At 50.0% G+C, this 22087-nt stretch carries 19 protein-coding genes; 13 read left to right on the forward strand and 6 right to left on the reverse strand.

Annotation, left to right across the window (positions count from 1 at the left end; all coding sequences use genetic code 11):
* Window positions 1-128: 128 nt before the first annotated feature.
* On the forward strand, window positions 129-2801 hold the full coding sequence (locus B153_RS0116835; RefSeq protein WP_020597905.1) for an MGH1-like glycoside hydrolase domain-containing protein: 2673 nt from the start codon (window positions 129-131) through the stop codon (window positions 2799-2801).
* Window positions 2802-2867: 66 nt separating this feature from the next.
* On the forward strand, window positions 2868-3611 hold the full coding sequence (locus B153_RS0116840) for a carbon-nitrogen hydrolase family protein (RefSeq protein WP_020597906.1): 744 nt from the start codon (window positions 2868-2870) through the stop codon (window positions 3609-3611).
* Window positions 3612-3646: 35 nt separating this feature from the next.
* On the opposite strand, the gene B153_RS0116845 is transcribed toward B153_RS0116840, so the two are convergent.
* From B153_RS0116845 to B153_RS0116865, 4 genes are all read right to left on the reverse strand, one after another.
* Window positions 3647-5746: a M3 family metallopeptidase gene (locus tag B153_RS0116845; protein WP_051097302.1), complete on the reverse strand. Its 2100-nt coding sequence runs from the start codon at window positions 5744-5746 to the stop codon at window positions 3647-3649.
* Between the two features lie 231 nt (window positions 5747-5977).
* Window positions 5978-6451 (reverse strand): hypothetical protein, encoded by a 474-nt coding sequence (locus B153_RS0116850; protein ID WP_020597908.1) that lies wholly within the window; start codon window positions 6449-6451, stop codon window positions 5978-5980.
* 180 nt (window positions 6452-6631) lie between these two features.
* On the reverse strand, window positions 6632-7903 hold the full coding sequence (locus tag B153_RS0116860) for a dicarboxylate/amino acid:cation symporter (protein WP_020597910.1): 1272 nt from the start codon (window positions 7901-7903) through the stop codon (window positions 6632-6634).
* 50 nt (window positions 7904-7953) lie between these two features.
* The gene (locus B153_RS0116865; RefSeq protein ID WP_020597911.1) at window positions 7954-8472 is read right to left on the reverse strand and encodes an acyl-CoA thioesterase; all 519 of its coding nucleotides are present in this window, start codon (window positions 8470-8472) and stop codon (window positions 7954-7956) included.
* Between the two features lie 214 nt (window positions 8473-8686).
* Between B153_RS0116865 and B153_RS0116875 the strand changes: the two genes are divergently transcribed.
* The 8 genes from B153_RS0116875 (at window position 8687) to B153_RS0116910 (ending at window position 16552) form a co-directional block, all read left to right on the forward strand.
* Window positions 8687-9136 (forward strand): DUF2147 domain-containing protein, encoded by a 450-nt coding sequence (locus tag B153_RS0116875; protein ID WP_020597913.1) that lies wholly within the window; start codon window positions 8687-8689, stop codon window positions 9134-9136.
* Between the two features lie 94 nt (window positions 9137-9230).
* Complete coding sequence (locus B153_RS0116880) at window positions 9231-10391, forward strand: flavin-containing monooxygenase (RefSeq protein ID WP_020597914.1); 1161 nt, start codon at window positions 9231-9233, stop codon at window positions 10389-10391.
* A 120-nt stretch (window positions 10392-10511) separates the two neighbouring features.
* Window positions 10512-10697, forward strand: coding sequence for a CsbD family protein (locus B153_RS0116885; RefSeq protein ID WP_020597915.1), 186 nt, complete (start codon window positions 10512-10514; stop codon window positions 10695-10697).
* 226 nt (window positions 10698-10923) lie between these two features.
* A complete protein-coding gene (locus tag B153_RS36730; protein WP_020597916.1) occupies window positions 10924-11982 on the forward strand; it encodes a hypothetical protein in 1059 nt (352 codons plus the stop codon).
* 5 nt (window positions 11983-11987) lie between these two features.
* Window positions 11988-12614, forward strand: coding sequence for a glycosyltransferase family A protein (locus B153_RS36735; RefSeq protein WP_020597917.1), 627 nt, complete (start codon window positions 11988-11990; stop codon window positions 12612-12614).
* Between the two features lie 10 nt (window positions 12615-12624).
* Window positions 12625-13899: a glycosyltransferase family protein gene (locus tag B153_RS0116900; protein WP_157634730.1), complete on the forward strand. Its 1275-nt coding sequence runs from the start codon at window positions 12625-12627 to the stop codon at window positions 13897-13899.
* Window positions 13896-15455, forward strand: a complete 1560-nt coding sequence (locus tag B153_RS0116905) for an ATP-binding cassette domain-containing protein (RefSeq protein ID WP_020597919.1) — start codon at window positions 13896-13898, stop codon at window positions 15453-15455. Before B153_RS0116900 ends, B153_RS0116905 begins: the two co-directional genes overlap by 4 nt.
* 2 nt (window positions 15456-15457) lie before the next feature.
* Window positions 15458-16552 (forward strand): nucleotidyltransferase family protein, encoded by a 1095-nt coding sequence (locus tag B153_RS0116910; RefSeq protein ID WP_020597920.1) that lies wholly within the window; start codon window positions 15458-15460, stop codon window positions 16550-16552.
* Window positions 16553-16588: 36 nt separating this feature from the next.
* Here the strand turns inward: B153_RS0116910 and B153_RS0116915 are convergent, their stop codons facing one another.
* Window positions 16589-17539 carry a hypothetical protein gene (locus B153_RS0116915; RefSeq protein ID WP_020597921.1) on the reverse strand — a complete coding sequence of 317 codons (951 nt, stop codon included), beginning with the start codon at window positions 17537-17539 and terminating at the stop codon, window positions 16589-16591.
* A complete protein-coding gene (locus B153_RS0116920) occupies window positions 17540-17938 on the reverse strand; it encodes a PqqD family protein (RefSeq protein WP_020597922.1) in 399 nt (132 codons plus the stop codon). It abuts the gene before it with no gap.
* Between the two features lie 224 nt (window positions 17939-18162).
* On the opposite strand from B153_RS0116920, the gene B153_RS0116925 reads away from it, so the two are divergent.
* The 3 genes from B153_RS0116925 to B153_RS0116935 all read left to right on the forward strand — a co-directional run bounded on the left by B153_RS0116925 (window position 18163) and on the right by B153_RS0116935 (window position 22027).
* Complete coding sequence (locus B153_RS0116925; RefSeq protein ID WP_020597923.1) at window positions 18163-19338, forward strand: cytochrome-c peroxidase; 1176 nt, start codon at window positions 18163-18165, stop codon at window positions 19336-19338.
* Window positions 19339-19510: 172 nt separating this feature from the next.
* On the forward strand, window positions 19511-20827 hold the full coding sequence (locus tag B153_RS0116930; RefSeq protein WP_020597924.1) for a TolC family protein: 1317 nt from the start codon (window positions 19511-19513) through the stop codon (window positions 20825-20827).
* A 105-nt stretch (window positions 20828-20932) separates the two neighbouring features.
* The gene (locus B153_RS0116935; protein WP_020597925.1) at window positions 20933-22027 is read left to right on the forward strand and encodes an efflux RND transporter periplasmic adaptor subunit; all 1095 of its coding nucleotides are present in this window, start codon (window positions 20933-20935) and stop codon (window positions 22025-22027) included.
* Window positions 22028-22087: the final 60 nt, after the last annotated feature.

A 22087-nucleotide genomic window follows, 5' to 3' on the forward strand; every position in this document is an offset into this window, starting at 1 on the left:
CCGAAAGTCGAGTCAACGATTACAAAATTTTTCTACCATATACTCGGCACGCATACTATATTTGACGCTTATATCTACCGTGACGTTTATGTACCCACCACAAGGGTGAACATTCTGACGACCTGACTATGCCTACTGCCGAACGCGAACGCATTTACGAACGAGCCGATAACAAAGGCTGGAAAAAATGGGGACCTTATCTTTCTGAACGTGCCTGGGGTACGGTTCGCGAAGATTATAGTCCGTATGGCGATGCCTGGAATTTTGTGTCGCACGACATGGCTCGCTCACGAGCCTACCGATGGGGAGAAGAAGGCATCGGTGGTATTTCAGATAACAAAGGGCACATTTGCTTTGCGCTGGCGTTCTGGAACCATAAAGATAACATCCTGAAAGAACGGATGTTTGGCCTTACCGGACCGGAAGGCAATCATGGCGAAGACGTAAAGGAGCTGTATTATTATCTGGACAGCACCCCTACCCACTCGTACATGAAAATGCTGTACAAATACCCCCAGCAGGAATACCCTTACAATCGACTGATTATCGAAACCATGCGCCGGGACCGGCAGGCCCCCGAGTTTGAGTTAACCGATACCGGGATATTCGACAAAAATGAATACTTCGATATTTTTGTTGAGTATGCCAAAGCCGATCAAAACGATTGGCTGGTCACTGTAACGGCGCATAACCGATCCGAAAGAGAGGCTCCGCTGACGCTTTTGCCAACCATCTGGTTTCGGAATACCTGGGCGTGGGGATACGAACAGTACAACACCCGGCCCATGCTGAACGGCATTGCCAACAACCAGATCGAGGTCAATCATAAGCAGTTGGGTAAGTACAAACTTTACTGCGAAGAGGCCGATGCCCTGCTTTTTTGTGATAACGACACGAATACCGAACGGCTGTATGGCCGACCCAATGTGGCGAAATACCCGAAAGATGGCATCAATAATTACATTGTTTCGGGGGGTAAAAAAGGATTTATCAATCCCAATCAGATCGGGACCAAAGCATCGGCCCAATACACCCGGAAGGTTCCGGCGGGTGGACATGTTCAGATCCGTCTTCGCTTTAGCGATCAGACCCACCTGACTCAGCCTTTCGCTGATTTTGATTCGATCTGGAGCAAAAGACTGGAGGAAGCCGACGCTTTTTTTGCCGAACTGCAGAAAAATGTAAAGGATACCGAATTGCAGGCCATTCAACGGCAGGCGTATGCGGGGATGCTCTGGAACAAGCAGTTTTACTACTACAACGTCAATGAGTGGCTCAAGGGCGACCCCAAAATGCCCGTACCGTTTCAGGGTCGTGTGTATGCCCGCAACGAGACGTGGCGGCATATGTACACCGCCAACATTCTCTCCATGCCCGACAAGTGGGAATATCCCTGGTTTGCGGCCTGGGATCTGGCCTTCCATACACTCACGCTGGCCCGACTGGACCCCCACTTTGCCAAACGCCAGCTAGCGGTTATTCTGCGGGAGTACTATATGCACCCCAACGGACAAATTCCGGCTTACGAATGGAATTTCAGTGATGTGAACCCACCTGTACATGCCTGGGCAACCTGGAAAGTGTATGAAATCGACCGGGACATGAACGGCGTGGGCGATGTCAATTTTCTAGAACGGGTTTTCCATAAACTCCTGCTCAATTTTACCTGGTGGGTCAACCGCAAGGACGTATCTGGCAATAATATCTTCGGTGGTGGCTTCCTGGGGCTGGATAATATTGGTGTATTCGACCGGAGTCAGCCGTTGCCTATGGGAGGCCGCATCGAACAGGCCGATGGCACAGGCTGGATGGCGATGTATACGCTCAATATGCTCCGAATTGCGTGCGAAATTTCCCTGACCCGGCCCAGCTATCAGGATATGGCCAGCAAATTTTTCGAGCACTTCCTGCACATTGCCTCCGCCATGAATAACCTGGGCGGCAAAAATATCAGCCTCTGGGACGAAGTGGATCAGTTCTATTACGACGTCCTGCATATGCCCGACCATAATGCCCGACTCCTGAAAATCCGGTCGATGGTTGGTTTGATTCCCTTATTTGCCGTCGAAATCCTGGATGAGGCTTTACTCTCCAAACTTCCTGATTTCAAACGTCGGGTAGAATGGGTACTCACCAACCGGCCAGACCTGGCATCGCTGGTATCGCGCTGGCACGAACCAGGTAAAGGCGAAACTCACTTGCTTAGCCTGCTACGGGGCCACCGGATGAAGATGATTCTGAAACGGATGTTCGACGAAACCGAATTTTTATCGGACTATGGCATCCGGGCCTTATCGAAACACCATGAAAAAAATCCCTACCAGTTTGAACTGAATAGCGAAATCTTCCAGGTCCGTTACGTAGCAGCCGAGTCGGAAATGAGCATGTTTGGTGGCAACTCCAACTGGCGCGGCCCGATCTGGTTCCCGCTCAACTTTCCCCTGATCGATTCTCTGCTGAAATTTTACCAGTATTATGGGGATGATTTCGAAGTGGAATACCCCACCAATTCAGGACAGGTCATGAGCCTGAAAGAGGCCGCCATGCATGTTACCGAACGGCTCATCAACATTTTCCGACGGGATGAAAACGGACGGATTGCCGCCTATGGAGCAGACAAAACGTTGCAGTATGACCCTAATTTCCAGGGCCTTTACCTGTTCTACGAGTACTTTAATGGAGACAATGGTATGGGGCTGGGTGCCAGCCACCAAACCGGCTGGACGGGGCTGATAGCCGATTTAATCGAGTATTGGTATAAATTCAAAGCCGAACGGGTTACCGCTGGTGTTGAGAAATAACTGGAAAGCCGGATCACCGTCCGGCTTTCGTTTTTTGATGTCGGGTAAAATCGTTTGTAAAGACCTATGCGCGTCTGTGTAGCCCAAACAAAACCAAAAGCGGGCGATATTCCACAGAATATCGAAGCTCACCTAACGCTAATTGACCTGGCGGTTGGGCACAACGGCGACCTGATCCTTTTTCCAGAGCTTTCTCTAACTGGCTATGAACCAACACAAGCCAGCCAGCTAGCCACTACGCCCGACGATACCCGGCTGGATGTCTTTCAACAACGCAGTACACTGCATAACCTGACCATAGCGGTTGGAATCCCCACCAGGGTCCCGGACGGGATTTGTATCAGCCTGGTTGTTTTTCAACCGGATACCCCCCGACAGGTTTATTCGAAACAGTATTTACATGCCGATGAAGAGCCTTATTTTGTGCCTGGCCAACCGTTGACCGAGTTAAGTGTATGTACTCATTCAGTAGCGCTGGCCATTTGCTACGAATTATCCGTTCCGCAACATGCGCAGGCTGCGGCCGACCGTGGCGCCAATCTCTATCTGGCCAGTGTAGTCAAATCCGTGAACGGGATCGATAAAGCCCTGACCCGATTAGCGGCTATTGCCCAAACGTATTCCCTGCCCGTATTGATGGCCAACTCAGTGGGTCAGGCCGATGGAGACGAATGTGCCGGGAGATCATCCGTCTGGAACGCGTCAGGAATTTTGATCGGTCAACTCAACGGTACAGACGAAGGACTACTTCTGTTCGACACCTACACCCAGGAAGCCATGGCCCTGCCGCTTCCATCTGCCCGCGAATAAAAAAAACGGGCGACCCGTACTGGCCGCCCGATGAGCTAGAGGATCAATCCGCTTCGCCGGAGCATTGCTTTGGGGGATGGTTCACGACCCCGGAATTTCTTATAAAGTTCCATTGGTTTTTCACTACCGCCTTTTTCCAGTACATTCTTACGGAAGCTATCGGCAGCTGCTTTATTTTCCAGGCCACCTTTTTCCTTGAAAAACTCAAACGCGTCGGCATCCAGTACTTCACTCCATTTATAGCTGTAATAGCCGGCCGAATAGCCTCCCGCAAAAATGTGCGAGAACGCCGGACTAAAGGCTACTCCATCTACATGTGGAAACAGATTAGCTACCGAGTCGATCTTGTTTTCTACCTGCGAAATGCTTTCGCCCGTTGGTTTCTGACTGTGATAATACATATCGACCAGCCCGAACCGTAACTGACGCAGGTTAGCCAATCCGGCCAGAAAGTTCTGACTGGCCCGAATTTTTTCGATCAGTTTGTTCGGAATCACTTCTCCGGTTTGGTAGTGTTTGGCAAAGAGCTTTAGTGCTTCAGGATCGTAACACCAGTTTTCCATGACCTGCGAGGGCAGTTCTACGAAGTCGCGGGGAACACTCGTACCGCTCAGACTTTCGTAGGTTCCATTGGCCAGCATGCCGTGTAGGCCATGTCCAAACTCATGAAACAGCGTAGTCACTTCGTAGAAGGTCAGCAGCGAAGGCTTGGATTCGGTAGGCCGGGTGAAGTTACAGACATTGACAATATGCGGACGGATGTTTTCTCCATTCTCCACTTTTTGTCCCTGCACGTCGTTCATCCAGGCACCGCTACGCTTCCCCGGACGCGGGAAATAATCCCCATAGAACACGGCCAGGAATTTCCCGTCTTTGTCGAACACGTCGAAGGTTTTCACTTCAGGGTTATAGACCGGAATATCCTTGCGCTCCTTGAAGGTGATGCCATAGAGTTTGTTGGCAACCGTAAATGCTCCGTTTAGCACATTTTCCAGTTTGAAATATGGCTTCAGGGTTTCGTCGTCCAGATCGTATTTCTCTTTCTTCAGTTTCTCAGCATAGTAACTGTTATCCCAGGCCTGCAATTTATCCTCGTTAAAGCCATGCGCTTTGGCATAGGTTGTCAATTCGGCCAACTGACGTTCGGCGGCCGGGCGGGCATAGGTTACCAGCTCATTCAGGAAACTCTGAACTTTATCCGTCGATCCGGCCATACTTTCTTCCAGCACAAAATCAGCGTGGGTCTTGTAACCCAGCAGGTTGGCCCGTTCGTAACGAAGGTTTACAATCTTCGCAATGATGGCTGAGTTGTCGTTTTTATTGCCCTGAAAGCTGCGGCTGTTGAAGGCCATAAACAGCTTTTTCCGCAACTCCCGGTTATCGGCATATTGCATGAACGGTCCATAGCTGGGAGCCTGCAAGGTAAATACCCACCCCTCTTTCCCTTTCTGTTTGGCCGTCGCTTTAGCGGCTTCCCGAACATAATCAGGCAACCCGGCAAGGTCTTTCTCGTCGGTGACCTGCATCAGGTATTCGTTGGTTTCGTTCAGTACATTCTCGCCAAACTCCAGCGACAATTGCGACAGTTCTTTATCGATTGCCCGTAGGCGTTCTTTGGCTTTTTCATCCAGATTGGCCCCATTGCGCGAAAAGCGTTTGTACGTTTTTTCAAGCAGCATGTCCGCTTCTGGATTGAGTTTCAGGCTGGCCCGTTGGTCATAGACGGCCTTAACGCGGGCGAACAGCTTCTCATTCAGGGCTATGTCGTTTCGGTATTCGCTCAGCATGGGCGAAGCTTCCTTCACGATTTTCTGCAACTCTGGGGTGGTTTCGGCACTATTCAGGTTGAACAGTACCGAGGTGACCTTACTAAGCAAATCGCCCGAACGTTCAAGGGCAACGATCGTATTGTCGAAGGTCGGCTTAGCAGGGTTATTCACAATGGCGGTTACATCCTTACGGCCTTCAACCATGCCTTCTTTTATGGCTGGCAGGTAGTCGGCATTGGTGATTTTGTCGAATGGGGCCGTCTGATGAGGGGTTGTGTAGGGTACTAAAAATGGATTCTGCGACATTTTAGGTTGAGGGGGCGATGGCTGAGCAAACGCAATGGATGCGCTTACCGCCAGAAACATGCCCGTTAGTTTCATCTGTTGATGGTTAAACATATAGATTTGCCAAATGAGTTTCCGGGAAAAATACAAAATAAAGACACATTTGTCAACGCGATGTTGCATGAGCGGTGTGCGGGCTGGAATAGCGGAATGAGGAGCAGCGCTGAATCGATGGGTCCGTTTTTTGCCACCCTTACCCCACAAAAAAAGCCGACCAAACTGATCGGCTTTTTCAACACTCCCTTCCTATACTCAATACCCATAGGGTCCATTACCGTAGCCATTGTTATACCCTCGTCCGCGACCAGCCGAACGCTCATACGGACGCATACGAGCCATGACCTGGTCGCGCTGGTCGGGCCGAAGTACGGCCATCATATCAAAAAACTGCCGTTGACGGGCCTCCCGGAAGAATGCCCGCTGGCGTGGATTGCGGGGGTCAAGGCCCTGAGTTTGCTGGTTGAAGCGATCCCGTATCCGACGAATTTCGCGCTCCTGCCGACGATTCAGCCCCAGTTCACGATCCCACCACTCCAGGTGACGGTCGAACTGGTAGTCGTCATAATCATAGTTGTAATTGGGCTGACCATATCCCTGTCCATATCCTGGCTGATTATATCCTGGTTGCTGCGGAGCATTCGGATCGGGGTAGCCATAGCGCTGGGCAAACGAACCAGTGGCGAACAGAGCAATCAGGGTAGCGGTGGTGAACAGTACTTTTTTCATGGCAGTTACTTGTTTTCAGGTTGTATTTGTCCCTTTGAGCAACTCCCCACGAAATGGTTTAATTTTTTCTCTAAAAAAGGCTAAAATCTTTCAGATAAAGGTTAGCCCTCAACGGCTATGGCTGATAAAGGCCTGTGCCTCAACCTTCATCCGGTTCAAACAGATTCTGTGTAGAGGTTATTAATAGTTGTACTCGGCAACTTTCCCTTTTTTCTGCTGCGTCAACACCTGAGTGTATTTTTCCCGATCGAACTCGTTCTCATTGTTGGCAATAAAAATCGTAGCCACTGTATTCCCGATGATGTTGGTAATCGAACGGGCTTCCGACATAAACCGATCAACTCCCAACAGCAGCGCCAGGCCTTCGACGGGGATAACCTTTATGGCCGTAAGGGTACTCGCCAGCACAATAAACCCGCTGCCTGTCACGCCTGCAGCCCCTTTTGAGGTTACCATCAGAATCCCGATAATGGTTAGTTCCTGGCCGAGCGTAAGGTCTACGCCAAATACCTGCGCCAGGAAGATGGTGGCCATGACCAGATAAATGGTGGTTCCATCCAGGTTAAACGAGTAGCCCGCCGGAACCACCAGGCCCACCACCGATCGGGAACACCCCAGCGTTTCGAGCTTATCCATGATCTGTGGCAGGGCTGATTCCGACGACGATGTACCGAGAACGATCAGCAGTTCTTCCTTAATAAATGTCAATACGGCCCACAGGCTGATTTTGTAATAACGCATCAATAGATTCAATACCACAAAAATGAACAGGATCATGGTGGCATATACCGTCCCCATGAGTTTGGCCAGGGGGAGCAGTGTGCTCAGACCGTATTTCCCAATAGTAAACGCCATCCCACCGAAAGCTCCCAGGGGAGCCAGTACCATGACCACACTCAGAATATTGAAAAACACTTTTGAAAGCCGTTCAAAACTCTGAATCAGCGGTTTTCCGGTTTCTCCCATACGGGTAAGCCCAACACCGAAAAGGATAGAAAACACCAGCACCTGCAAAATATCGCCCTCGGCAAAGGCTTTGATGGCATTGCTGGGCACGATGTGCAGAAAGAATTCGGTCCAGTCCATTCCGGCCCCCTGCTCAGCGTATTTACTAATATCTCCTCCTTTCACAGCCGTTGTCTGAACCCCTTCGCCCGGGCGAATCAGGTTGGCGAGTATCAGTCCGATGGCGAGCGCCCCCGTTGTAACGATCTCAAAATAGAGCAATGCCTTTCCGCCTACCCGACCCACTTTTTTCAGATCGCCCATGTTACTGATTCCTAACACGATGGTCAGAAAAATAATGGGTGGAATCACCATCTTGATCAGGCTGATAAACAGGTCGCCCAGGGGCTTGAGTTTGGCGGCCGTTTCAGGAAAGAAATAGCCTGTCAGAATACCGAACGTGATGGCAATCAGAACGCGAAAGGTAAGATTATTGAGAAGTTTCATAGAAGATAGGGAGAAAAAGAGCAACGGAAGGCGGCAGAGAAGTCGGCGTCCTATAGCTTCAACACCTGATGTTTGATATCCCGGATACGGTCGTTGAAGTTCAGATTCGGGAAATCGATGTGGGGAACCAGAATGGTTTGAAGGAGTTCGGTGACCCGCTCATCGTGCGGAATACGCTTGCCCGAAAGGACACTTACGTATTTCGACGTAACCCAGAGTACATTTTTGAGCTGTGTTTTCCCATCGTCGGTCATGATGTACTCCGTAACGGTGGTATCTTCATTAAAATAGATGAGCCGGGACATGATCCGAATCCATTCACTCACCAATGCGGGCCGGATGTAGGCAATCTGATGCTGGTAAACGACCCAGCTTGTTTTTAACTCCCGAAACAACTGTCCAGGACTGAAATCGTAAAGTTTAGCAACCTGGTCTTCGCGTGCATTAAAGTAATAATCGAAGTATTTGGCATTGTTGAGGTGTTGCAAAGGATCACAGTCCTGAAACCGAATAATTACACGCGATTCGGTTTCGGTTGGGTAACTGCGATTGGGGTCACGATGAAACATAGTCTACATGGCACCGGCCACCCGGCGGGATTTGTATGATTTTATGGATTGCTTTGATTTTTGTTGTAAAGAATGGCCTGAAGCATCATCCAGAGTCAATGTTAAACAAAATCCGGCAAATCAGTTTATTCATACAAATCCCGGTACAGAATTTTTATGCAATATTTACGTTAGTACAGCAAAAAATACTGATTTCATCAATTCCTAAGCACTTATGAAGATTTTGCGTTCTCTTCTGTCGCTGGCCATACTGGTATTCAGTCTCACTGCGTTTACCCCTGCCGACGATTCGGAAGCGGTGATCGGCACCTGGCTCAATGGCACAAAAAAAGGACATGTTCAGATTTATAAACAGGGGGGCACCTATTTTGGCAAGCTCGTCTGGCTAGGGCAACCTACCGATCCGGCAACGGGCAAGCCCCGCACCGATGAAAAAAACACGGATGCTTCCAAGCGCTCTCGTCCACTAATGAACATGGTCCTGATGTACAATTTCAAGTACGATGGCGGCAACGTATGGGCTGATGGCAAAATTTACAATCCCGAAGATGGGAAAGAGTACAACTGCAAAATGACCCTTCAGGACCCCAATACGCTCCTGGTTCGCGGCTATGTGGGTATTTCGCTACTGGGCAAAACCCAAACCTGGACACGGATAAAATAGTCATTGATTGTCATTGGCGGTCATTCGCTTCGCGTCGTTACCAGTCAGCAATACCCGATTGGTGGTGGTTAGGGCATGACGTAAAAGACTATGAATGACCGTTGATGACGCCAAGCAAATGGCCAACTCTACGCTTATCATTGGTGCCGGCCCGGCTGGATTAGCCATAGCCGGACGACTGGCACAAAAGGGTATTTCCTGTACCCTACTGGAAGCCAGCGACCATATTGGATTTTCGTGGCGAAACCACTATGATCGGCTGCATCTGCATACGGTGAAAGAATATTCGGCCTTACCCCATATGCCGCTTCCGGCCCGTTATCCGACGTACGTTTCGCGGCTGGAATTCATTGAGTATCTCGAACAATACGCCGAGCGGTTTTCCATTCAACCGCTTTTTAATCAGAAAGTAGTCAGTATTCAACGCAATCCTACACCGGATGGTCTCTGGCGGGTTCAGACCGAAACGGATACGTTTACGGCCGATGAGGTGATTGTAGCAACCGGTTATAATCGATCCCCCAATATTCCTGACTTACCAGGTCTGCGCAATTTCCGGGGTATCCTCTGGCATAGCCATGAGTACAGAAACGGGGCTGCTTTTCGAAACGAGCATGTTCTGGTCGTAGGCATGGGCAATACGGGTGCCGAACTGGCGTTGGACTTACTTGAACATGAAGCCTTTCCGGTTATATCCGTACGAAGCCCGATCAACATTATCCGGCGTGATATATTCGGTCGGCCAGCACAGAAGACGGCTGTTCTGCTCAGTAAACTCCCGAACTGGCTCTGCGATCGGATTGCTGGTTTTACCCAGAAACTGACCGTTGGCGATATGTCGGCCTACGGGTTGGGCAAACCCGCACACGCCCCTACGTACGACAACCGGCGTGGGAAAACCCCCGTAATTGATATTGGGACCATTGACCAGATCAAAGCGGGAAAAATTACGGTAGTATCTGGTATCGAACGCATCCATGCCAAAACAGTCACCTTTACCGATGGTCGGGAGCTTCCATTCGACGGGATTATTCTGGCAACGGGCTACAGACCCGGGCTTTCCGCTTTTCTGGATCAATCGATAACGACTAAAATTCTCAATGAACGGGGCTACCCAAAAAACCTCTGGTTCGATGAACCCGATTTGAAAGGGCTTTATTTTCTGGGCTTCACAACGCCCCGTGCAGGGGTTCTTTTTCACCTGAACATCGACTCGGAACGCATCACTGAACACATTGCTCAAAACAATTCTTAGGCTGCCTAGTTTATACAGTACTATCCGAGTTATCGAGATCAGTAATGAGCAGATTGCTTATCGACTGATTCCGACATCTCAGGAAACTCTCAATTTTACAACGTTATAACCACGGTAATCATGAACGAGACTACATTAAAAGGCTCCTGGAACGAACTGAAAGGCAAAATCAAACAAGCCTATGGCGACCTCACCGACGATGATCTAACCTATCAGGAAGGTCAGGAAGACGAAATGTGGGGCAAAATCCAGCAGAAAACGGGCAAGACGAAAGATGAAATCACGAAAGCAGTAGCCGATCTGTAATTCATACCGCTCTACTCCCCTACATAACCCGATTTTGTTATGTAGTTTTTTACCGCCAGTGGCCAGTAACGTATTCGATAATACGTTACTGGCCACTGGCTTTTTTAGCAATACGTCGATTCGCTCCGAAAAATAGCTCCTATTTAGTAACTTGTCTCCCAGAGTTGACAACCTGTAGGTCATTTGCCTGTTCGGTTCTACTACTAACTACAAGTTAAATAGCCTGTTGGAAACACCTGTTGTCTTTATTATTTATAATCGTCCGAATAAAACCCGACGCACCTTCGAGGCTATTCGGGCCACCAAGCCCGCTTGTCTATATGTGATTGCCGATGGACCAAAAGATGCAGAGGATGCGTTGCGCGTTCGGCAGGCCCGGGCTATTACGGAACAAGTTGACTGGGCGTGTCAGGTTCATCGCATCTACGCTTCAGAAAATCTAGGCTGTGGCCCTCGGGTAGCCAGCGGCCTCGATCTGGTCTTCAGCGAATGCGACAGGGCCATCATTCTGGAAGACGATATTCTGGCGACGCCGGCATTTTTTACGTTTTGTGAACGCATGCTGGCGCGTTATGAGACTGACACCCGAATGATGTCGGTGACCGGCTGGAATGGACTGGTCACGTATCAATCAGACACCTGCGATGCCTTTGTGAGTCAATTTTCGAGCATATGGGGCTGGGCAACCTGGCGACGCGCCTGGGCCATGTATCAATATCAGCCCGATTGGCCGCTCGAGGCATTCGACAAACAGATGCAGGCTTGCTACCCAGACCCTTTTCGACCTAAACTTCAACGGCATAAATACATTCACCGATTCTGGAATCAGTATAAGGTCTGGGATCTTCAATGGGCCATGACAATCGGTATGCATCACGGTTTCGTTATCACCCCCACGGTTAACCTATGCCAGAACATCGGCTTCGATCAAGAAGCCACGAACTTAACCGCGTTTAACCTCCGGGGGCTTTTCCCGGCGTTTAATCCCAATTATGTCCTAAGCCCGTTACGTGTGCAGGAGGATCATGGACCTGTTCAGGACTGGTATGATTATAGCCTGCTGCTCTTGACGCTTTTCACGCAGTATCAGGACATTCGGAAATTAGCCCTGCTGCATAAACACCCCCAATTTATTCCCAAACATCAGAACCGGGTGGGCTGGGAAAGCTTGTTGCAACCCTTCAACGAACCCGAGCGGTGTCTGCAAATCCTAACGCATTTGGAAGGGTACATTACGCATTCTGAATTAACCAAGTGTAAAGACGTTTTTCAACGACTTATTTAGCCAGCATGGTCCTTTCTACCATTATTATTTGTCGTAATGCCCGACCTTTTATTGAAACCTGCCTGAACAGTGTCAGGAGTCAAACTCATACGCCCGACGAAATCCTGGTTGTCGACGGAAATTCTGAGGATGGTACCATGGAATGGCTACGGCAACAGACGGATATCATACGTATATCCCAGACAGGTAAAGGCATAGCCAATGCCCGCAACACAGGTATCCTGGCCGCTGGCGGTGATTACCTGGCTTTTCTGGATGCCGATGATGTCTGGGAACCGGAAAAGCTGGCCCTTCAGCTGGCGCTGCTCCGTCAAAACCCGAATCTTCGGGCCGTTACTACCCTATTAACCAAATCAAATGATCCCGACCGAACCGAATGGGTAGCCATGACGCCCGGCGGCTTCCTGTTCAACCGGGACGTCTTCGATCGCTTCGGACTTTTCAACGAAGAATGGATGGTAGCTTCTGACCATGCGTGGTTTATACGGGCTATTCGGCAGGGGCTTACCTATGAAGTTGTCCCACAAGCGCTTCTCCAGAAAGGTATGCATGACCAAAATCTGTCGATTGCCCAACAGAAACGCTACCGATCCGAACTGTTGACCATCATGCGACAACAGCAAGCCTATTAATGCAATGCTTATGAAGATCCTTTATGTCATTCCAAGAATGACTCATGGGGGCGGAATGCCGGTTGTTCTGACAGAAGTAAAAACGATGCGACAGCTTGGGGCTGACCTCACGGCTACGGTTCTTGTGCTGGAGAAAGGGATCAGCACGCACCTGATGGCTGGAGCGGTAGCTGTGGGAGTAAAAGTGTTGGTGGCCCCGTCGCCGATCCTGGTCAGTAAACTCGTTGGTCAGGCCGATGTTACGGTGGTTCATTACTGGAATTGCCCCTCTATGTTCCGGTTTTTCCGGCTACTAGCCGACACACAGGTTCCCCATCGTCTTTGCCTTAGCGTACGCGTAAACGGGTGTACATTACCTCAGGTTGTACCCCCGTGGGTGTATGCCACGGCTGATGGCCTGGTACGGCTTCACCCCCGTACGCCAACCTCTGCCCTTCGGCCGGGGATCGAAACGCTCACCATTCCAAGCTTAATTCGGTTCCCTGATCTTGATACGCCACCCGCACCGCCCGATTTTAGTACCTTCCGGTTATTTCATGCCGGAACGCTCAACTATTTCAAAACTCACCCGCAGCTAATTGCCCTGCACGAGGGTTTATCTATCGATTCGTATGGATTCGATATTTGGGGGAGCGGCATGGATACGCTGTTTGAACGCGATCTGGCGATGGCCCAACATGCTGTTTTCAGGGGATTTTCGGCCAATCTGTATGCCGATATGGCTCCTTACCATTTGCTTTGTAATCCACAAACGACCCTCTCCTACGGGTCATTCGACAAAATCATGTGCGAAAGCCAATGGATGGGCAAACCCGTGATCGTCCTGAAAAACAGCTACATAGCCGATCACATTCAGACCGACATCAATGGTCTGGTGGCAGAGGACGAATACCAGTACCGAGCCATGCTCGAAAGCCTGTCAGCCCAACCAGAGGCTTATAAAAAGCTATCAGACAGTACGTTGCAGTATACACGAAGCCAGTATAAACGTACCGACCATGTATCTTCGCTTATTGATTTTTATACGCGAATGAATCAAAAGCTCCCTACATCAGCCGATAGGGCCTGCATGCCTGATCAGCCGTCTGAAGCAGCGCTGGATGGGATGGGAAACTGGAAACAGCGACTGGCTGACGCCCCCTGGTCGCTCTCGTCCGATGAGCTAAATTACGCGTTGCGCTGTGAAGGTGGCCTGATTCACTTTTATAAAGCTTATCCTGACGACGCTGCACTACGTACACGGATAACTCAACTGCTGGCCCTTGAAAACTCCCTGGCTTCATGAAATTGACTATCCGATTCTGGAGACAGCATACGCATCTTCAACCTGGCCAATCTGTTGCGTTACTCGCCACGGGGATCGCGCAGGCCGTTGTGCTGCATCTGCTGATCAACCAGCATCAAGAAAGTTATAAAGGTATATTTATCCGGGGCATTTCGCTGATTGTACTGCCTTTTGCAGCCGCTTTCATAGCCAGCCGGATGGCCGCCTATACGACCAGCCAGTTGCAGTTAAAGGTACTGGATACGTTTTCCGGCACCCGGACAAATGATCTGGAACAGGTGCACACCAACGTATTTGGCAAAGCGGTAATCATTGACATGGAACATCTGTTTCAGTTCTGGCGCGAGCTTTTCGTCAACGTTGGATTTAATATCCCTGTCCTTCTTTACCTTCTATGGGCTTTACTGACAAAGAATCGAGTCGCTGAAATTAGTGGCCTGGTTGGCATAGCCGTATGCCTATTTGGATTTGCCTATACGGTAAATCGGTGGGTAAAACGCTACCAGCGCATACACAGTGACGCTTTTCTTAACCTGCTCGACCGCCTGCAGAATTATGTAGATAACGTGTTGCAGTTTCGTCTGTACCACAGCGAATCGAAGTACATCGATAGCCTCCGGAGCAACCTCACGAGTTTCAGTCGATTAACCGCCCAATTGAGTCAATATCGTCAGATGTATGCCACAGCAGTAGCTTCGGTCTTACTGGCTACCATCTGGGGTGGCTTATGGTTCCTGCAAACCAAAGCCGACCTATCCACTGCGGATCTGGCTGTTGCCACCCTGATTCTGTTGGAAACCAAGCGAATCACGGCAGAAGTTCTTGCCATTTTATATACCTTTCAGAAGGCCAGCGAAAGTGCGGAACGAATCCGTTATTGGTCGGATATGCCCCCCTCAACTGCGCCAGCGCCCCCAAAGGCTATGCCATTTACCGCCACTCACATTCAAAATCTAACCTTTTCCTATCAGGATCAGGCGCATACCATTCAGTATCCGGACCTTGCGATTCAGCCCGGCGACAAGGTGTGGCTGCAAGGCCATAACGGACGCGGAAAATCCACACTCTGGAAAATCCTGACGGGCCTGTACACCAACTCCGAAACAACCGTCTGGCTCGATAAGGCTCCCCGGCAAAGTGATGGTCGTACCCCATTCTGGCGTCATGTGGCTGCGGTTACCGAACCGCCACGTTGCTACAGCGGCTCACTCTGGGAAATCATCGGTAACTTCTCGGCCAACAGGGAAGAGGTCGTATGCTGGCTTTCTGACCACAGGCTTTTAGATTTCTTTCACACGTACCCAAACCAGTTGGACACGTATTATGATTCGGTCACGCGCAATTTATCGGCGGGTCAGTTAAAATGGCTGCTACTGGTTCAGGCTCTTTTCCAAGCGCCCGACTTACTGATTTTAGATGAACCCTTCTCTTCTCTGGATGCCAGTCGGCAGCAGGTTGCCCTTTTTCTGCTGGAGCAACTACCCGCTCAAATGACGTTGATTGTCATAAGCCACCATAAAATCCCAATTGACTTCACGAAAACTATCCCGTTGTAACCATGCACTGTTTGCCTAATCCGTCCCAGCAAGTACTCGTAAAGGCTGCTCTATGTGCTGACCCCGTCGCGGGGTATGACGATTTTCTGGCCTGGCAGGCAACAACCGACTTTCAGGGTGTTTTGCCTAAATCGGTGATTCGGTTGTTGCCTCAGATCTGGCATACCTACAAAGCGCAGTTGAAAACCAATCCGTACCGAGATCGACTGGGTGGGCTTTACAAAAAAAGTTTGTACAATAATTCGCGGCTCTTTCAGCAACTGGGTCACCTCGTAGACGTTCTCGAACAAGGTCAATTTACCTATGCGTTTACCAAGGGCATTGCGCTCCATGCGTACGTATACCATGACCTCGGTTCTCGTCCGATGAATGATATCGACATTCTGATCGCCCCCAGCGACTTTAAACCGGCTCTCGATGCCCTGCTAGAACTCGGTTATGAACTCAAATACCCCAATTTATCCGTCGATACGTACATACGGGGGGAAATGCATGCCTGTACCCTAACGCATGATACCCTGAAAGACATCGACTTACATTATTACCCAGCTCCCTACCACACCACTCAGCTAACGAACGATATTTTTCTGAACGACGCCCAAATCCAGGCATTCAGAGGAATCCAGCTCCGGTTAGTATCTCCCCAAAAACTGGCGCTGTTTCTGTTGCTGAACTATCAGTTTCTGGATGAATGGCATTGGACCGTCGATTTTGTCCGGCTCTATCGATCCTACCCCATTTCACTGAACGACCTACGCCCGATAACCCAGCAAACCGGCCTCTACCAGGTCACCCAGGAACAGCTATCCTTTCTGTCAACTCTCTGCCCAATAGAGGTTTCAGAAATAGATTTTTACGCAAGTCAGCCGGTATCTTTAACCAATCGGTTTCTGGTTCAAACGAAAACCTTTCGTGATTTGAAATGGCGATTAGGGGTTATAACAAACGCTAGCGGCCTTTCCCACCAGCAATCCCTGTCGATGGCCTTTTTGTACGCTAGCGTCCGCTGGTATTATCGCTCCCTTCTGCGAACGCCCCCCGCTGAGTTGGCAGGGAAAACCGTTCGATTTTTCCGCGATGTTCTGAATCTTTCCTGACGCAGCCTTCTTTCAGGAGGCTACAACCCCAGGGAGTCAACCCGAGCCTATTAGCTCGTTCAGGTAGGCATAGTTTTCTGCCCCATTTGGGGTTAGATTTACCTGGACGACGGGCAACGTTCGAACCATAGTACGAATTGCCTGCACACACAGCTGGCTGGTAGCCCGGTGCTGTACCGCAAAGGCGATGGACGAGGCCAGATAGGCAAAGCCAACTTGTGGCCCCACATGGGTGTGCGACAAGGTTCGATTGTGAAGAGTCAGGCAGAAAATAGACCGGATCGATGCCTGAGGCACAAACCGATCCGGACAGTGGGTCAGGGTGCTGAAAAAATATTTTGAATCCCCTTTTTGTTGCAACTGGCTGGCTGACAGATAGGGCGATAGAAACGAGAGTGCCTCTTTACGAATGCGAAACGAGGGGTAAAATCCATACACAGTGGTTGGATCGTTGGCCTGCAGAAAGCAAAAATCATCTGTAACGAATTGTCCTCCCTGCATCACCCAGGTAGCTGCCGTGGTCGATTTACCCGTATTTTGCTTACCTGGCAGGAGTACAAATTGATCGTTTTTTCCAATTACCGCAGCGTGTAGTGGTGTATATCCCTGTCGATTTAATACCTGAATGAGGAGGTTAAGAAATGGATAGCTGTACGTAAATACATCATCTTCCCATGCTGGCTGGGCAAAAAATCGGGCCGAATCCGTAGTTTGCGAATAGGCCAGAAAAAAACCGGCTCCCAAAAACAACCAATCTTCCCCGCGCTGAGACCAGATAACCTCCTCCTGCGTAAAATGAGCCTGCCAGTAAATAGCCCGGTACTGTATATACTCGGCTTCTGCCCAGTCGACCCAGACCGTACGTACTGCCTGCCTGGAAGGCCGCTGTTGCCAGTGGATGCCCGCAACTAGGCGCTGCACGACCGATTGTGGTGCTCGTATAGCCAGTTGAATTTGCCCGGGAAGTACCCAGAAGCCCTCTGTCATTTATTTCTTGTTCGGCCAGCCCAGATCAGAAACATCATGAATTGGGTCTAGCTTGATTAAATCACTGACATCATCGAATTTTTCAAGAATGGGCATCTCCTGCATTGTTAATGAACTCAGGTCAGGCTGAACTGAAGGGAGCATGTCTGTTGGAATAAGGATATCCTCGGCAAGGAGCTGCGCCAAAAAATCGTCTACGTTCCGGCTCCATTCAGGATTAGCCCTGCTTACCAGAAAATCCTTTATATCTTCCGTTGAGCATCCGTTCTGGAATACCCGCAAAATAGCTGGTCCCGAGCCTTTCAGCGTGTAGTAGACCCCACTCTGCATATGAATCAGCACAATCTCTTCGTCGAAATCCTCAAAATCAAATGTCGTATTATTAAAAATAGCTACCATAAAAAGAGGCAAATGGAGTAGGGTATGTATGAACAAATGCCCCGAAACTAGCCATAAATCTGGACTTACCCAAAATCTATGACCCGTCAAGACCTATCCGGCTATGCGTCTGTACCTATGATCTGTATCCGATGATGGCTGTTGTCAATCCATCAGGTATGGAGATCAAATAATTTGATTAAGTTTACACAAAAAACCTAAGGATTTATACTCAATTTGTCCATATGAATGGCAGACATCTGGTTAGCCTTCTAACGACAATTTTATTCATAGCCGTCGTTCTCGAAGCTTGTACGAACCCAGATCCCAACTCCGGTATCGATCCCCTACTGAGTACGCCGACCCTGCCGGATATAACCACGGCACCCGTCAGCAACACCCTAACCAACGACACCGCGTTGCTCGGCCAGGCTTTGTTTTGGGACCCCATTTTATCGGGCAGCAAGGATGTGGCCTGCGCTACTTGTCATCATCCTCACAATGCCTATACGGATGGCTTAGACCTCTCCTTGGGAACGAATGCGACTGGCTTTGGCCAAAACCGACAGTTTCGGTCGCCCAACGACATACCCGTTAGCAAACGTAATGCACCTACCCTGCTCAATGCGGCCTTCAACGGCATGGACAGTAACGGCAATTATGACCCTTTAACAGCCCCTATGTTCTGGGACTCCCGTACGCAAAGCCTGGAAAACCAGGTAAAAGGCCCTTTATCGACCTTCGAGGAAATGCGTGGACACGCGTATAGTGAAACCCTCTCGCTCGACAGTCTGGTAGCGCGGCTGTCAGCCATTCCGGAATATCAGCAACTATTCCAGAAGGCTTTTGGCAATGGCCCAACCATTACCCCCTCCAAAATCGGCAAGGCAATTGCAACCTTTGAACGTACGTTAACGGCCATGAATTCGCCCTACGACCGCTACCTGAGAGGAGAGAAAACGGCTCTGAACGACCAGCAACTTCAGGGTATGCTCATTTTCAAGGACGAAGGCTGCCACCTGTGCCATGCAGGCCCCATGTTTTCGGACTACAAGCTGCACATATTATCGGTACCCGATAACCCCAAACTGGCCAGTACGGATGCAGGTGCGGGAGGTACGTATGCCTTTCGGACGCCCTCGCTGCGAAACGTTGGGCAGACGGCGCCGTATATGCACAATGGTGTCTTTCAGACCCTAAAGCAGGTGCTCAAATTTTATGATGACATCGGCGAGCCCATTTCCCAGAATCCGCATGTACCCGTACAACAATTAGACCCTAAAATACAGCGAATTGCTCTACGCGATGCCGAGCAGGATCAACTGATTGCCTTCCTGAACGCACTGTCCGATCCCGGATTCGACAAGTTCATCCCCACCCGCGTTCCCAGTGGCCTCCAGCCGGGTGGCACGATCAAATAACCCTCACGACTTTCTTCAGTAAACGATCCGTCTCGAATCTGGCTACCTCCCAACGACGCATCGATTCATAGGAATTTCTAGCCGCTTAGTTTATCATTTTTTCTGTTTCACCTAAACAAATCGGCACCATTCAAAAAAACTCATTTCCTTTGGGCATTCATTCGCTACGCCCATGAAACGGCTCATTTTCATTTACTTACTTATTTACTCAATCACCAGTCAGGGACAAACCGTAGTCGCGTCGGTGCAGGAAGCGCTGGCGTTGGCCCGACGAAACAACCCTGATCTGGTTAACGCTCGGCAGAATCGACTGGTACAAGGGCAACAGCCATCGGCAACTCGGGCTGCGCTGCTTCCTCAGGCGCGGTTTTTCACCAATTTCGATTATAATTTTTCGCTACCTGTTCAACTTATTCCGCTCGTTCTCCTTGGAGGGCCTGCGGGAGAGTACCGTAGTGTGCAGTTCGGACTACCCTATGTGCTCTCAGCGGGGGCAGAGGTAACAGTTCCCGTCGTCAATCGTCCTGCGCGTGCTGATCTTGGTATCACGGAACAAAACCTACGGATTACCGATCATCAGAATCTGGTTTTGCAGGATGAGGTGTCTACACAAACGGCGCGCGTTTACCATGCTACCCTCCTCACGAGTGCTGCCATTCGGCTCACCCAGCGCAACCTCTCAGCCGCTGACACACTCACCCAGATTGCCCGCGACCGACTCGACAAAGGGCTGATCGAACCCCTGGAATACAATCGCATCCGGTCGGTACAACTGACCACCGCCGATGTATTGTACCAGAATCAACTGGCCTACATCCGCAACCGGAATCAACTTAAGCTCATACTGGGATTGTCTCTTTCTGATAGCCTGATTTTGTCGGAAGATTTAGCCAATCGCCCAGCCAGTATACCCGTACCAGCTACAGCACTATCGTTTATGGAACGGCCTCAACTGACCTTACAACAGGCACGGGTCGAGTTATCAAAGTTGCAGCTCACCCGCGAAAAGCTGCAACGATGGCCAACGCTATCGGCTTATGGACGCTATACGCAACAGGCACAACGAAACGAGATCAATTTCCTGAACTTTAGCCAGCCCTGGTACGAGATCGGGGTAGCCGGGCTCCAGTTCAACTGGCCGATTTATTCGGGTGGACTGCGTACCAGCAACCTGACCCGTGCCCGCCTACAACTCAAAGCGGCTGAACTGGCTCTTGATTATGAGCGGAACAAACAGCAGACCGATAACGAAGACATTCGCAATAGCTATAACCAGGCCGCCCGTTCGCTGGACCTGAATCGACAAAACTATGAACTCAGTACTCAGAATGTGCAGATTGCCCTGATCAAATATCGTTCCGGCCTGTTCGCTTATGATCAGTATCTGAATGTGTTCAACGAAGCTCTGACTGCCCAGAACCGCTATCTGAACAACCTCTCGAACGTATTCATTAACCAAACCATCCTTCAAATACGAAGTGGACAATAAACGGGTTTACTACCTGCTCTTTTCAGGGTTTTCGGTCTGCCCTAGCCCCATTACTCGCTTAGCCCTGTAAACCCGAATCGGTGACTTGTAAACCACCCAAACCCCATGAAAACTACACGTTCCCTGTTGGTATCTTTCGTTATACTCACCGCCTGCAAACACGGTACGGATGGCCTCTCGCCCACCTATCGGGATTTGACCGAAGCGGTGTATGCGTCGGGCAATATCTACCCACGCAATGAATACACCGTTACGGCCGATGCGGCTGGTATTTTGCAGAAGAGGCTCGTCAATGAAGGCGATTCCATTCAGCAGAACCAACTCTTGTTCGTTCTCGAAAGCGCAACGGAAGATGCCCGTCAGCAGGCGGCTGCCAACGCGTACCGACAGGCTCGCGCCAACCTGGGGCCCAATTCGCCCGTACTGGCCGAACTGGAAGCACAGGTACGCAATGCCCGTACCCGGCTCACCAATGATTCGATCAACTACAACCGCTTTCGGGAATTATACAGCCAGAATGCGACTTCAAAAGCGGAACTCGAACGGGCTGAACTGAATTATACCCTATCAAAAAATAACTTTCGGGCTCAACTCAACACCTTACAGCGAAGCCGGGATCAAATTCAGCTCGATGTGGCCAATAACCGCAGTCAGCTGGTTTCGTCGGAAGAAGCTGGCCGGAATACCCGCATTCGGAGTCTGCTGAATGGGAAAGTGTACGAAGTCTACAAAGATCCGGGCGAGGTGGTTCGGGTTGGTGATCAGTTGGCGCTGGTTGGTAGTGGCAATCATTTGTACGCACAATTAGCCGTTGACGAGAGTGACTTCGGTCGGATGCGCATCGGGCAGGAGGTGATTCTAAAAGCAGATGTGTACCCCGACAAGGTATTCAAAGCCCGCGTCAGTAAAATTTACCCCAAACTCAACCGAAGTGACCAGTCGTTCCGGGTCGATGCAGAATTTATAGGGGATCGTCCAGATGCCTATTACGGCCTGACTCTCGAAGCAAATATCATCATCAGCCAGAACAAGCATGTACTGACCATTCCTAAGTCGTACGTGGTTGGTACCGACAGTGTATGGATCGAGCAGGATGGCAAAAAGCAAAAAATTAAATTCCAGAAGGGAGCCGAAAACTTCGATATGGTCGAGGTGAAAGGGGGGCTGACTGAACAATCAAAATTGATTACCAATGAGTGAAGCCGGGAAAGAGTGTAAGAGCGGACTCTCCTCTCGACAGCTTTTCACTCTTTCGCGCAT

The sequence above is a fragment of the Spirosoma panaciterrae DSM 21099 genome, assembly GCF_000374025.1.
GTDB classification, from domain to species: domain Bacteria; phylum Bacteroidota; class Bacteroidia; order Cytophagales; family Spirosomataceae; genus Spirosoma; species Spirosoma panaciterrae.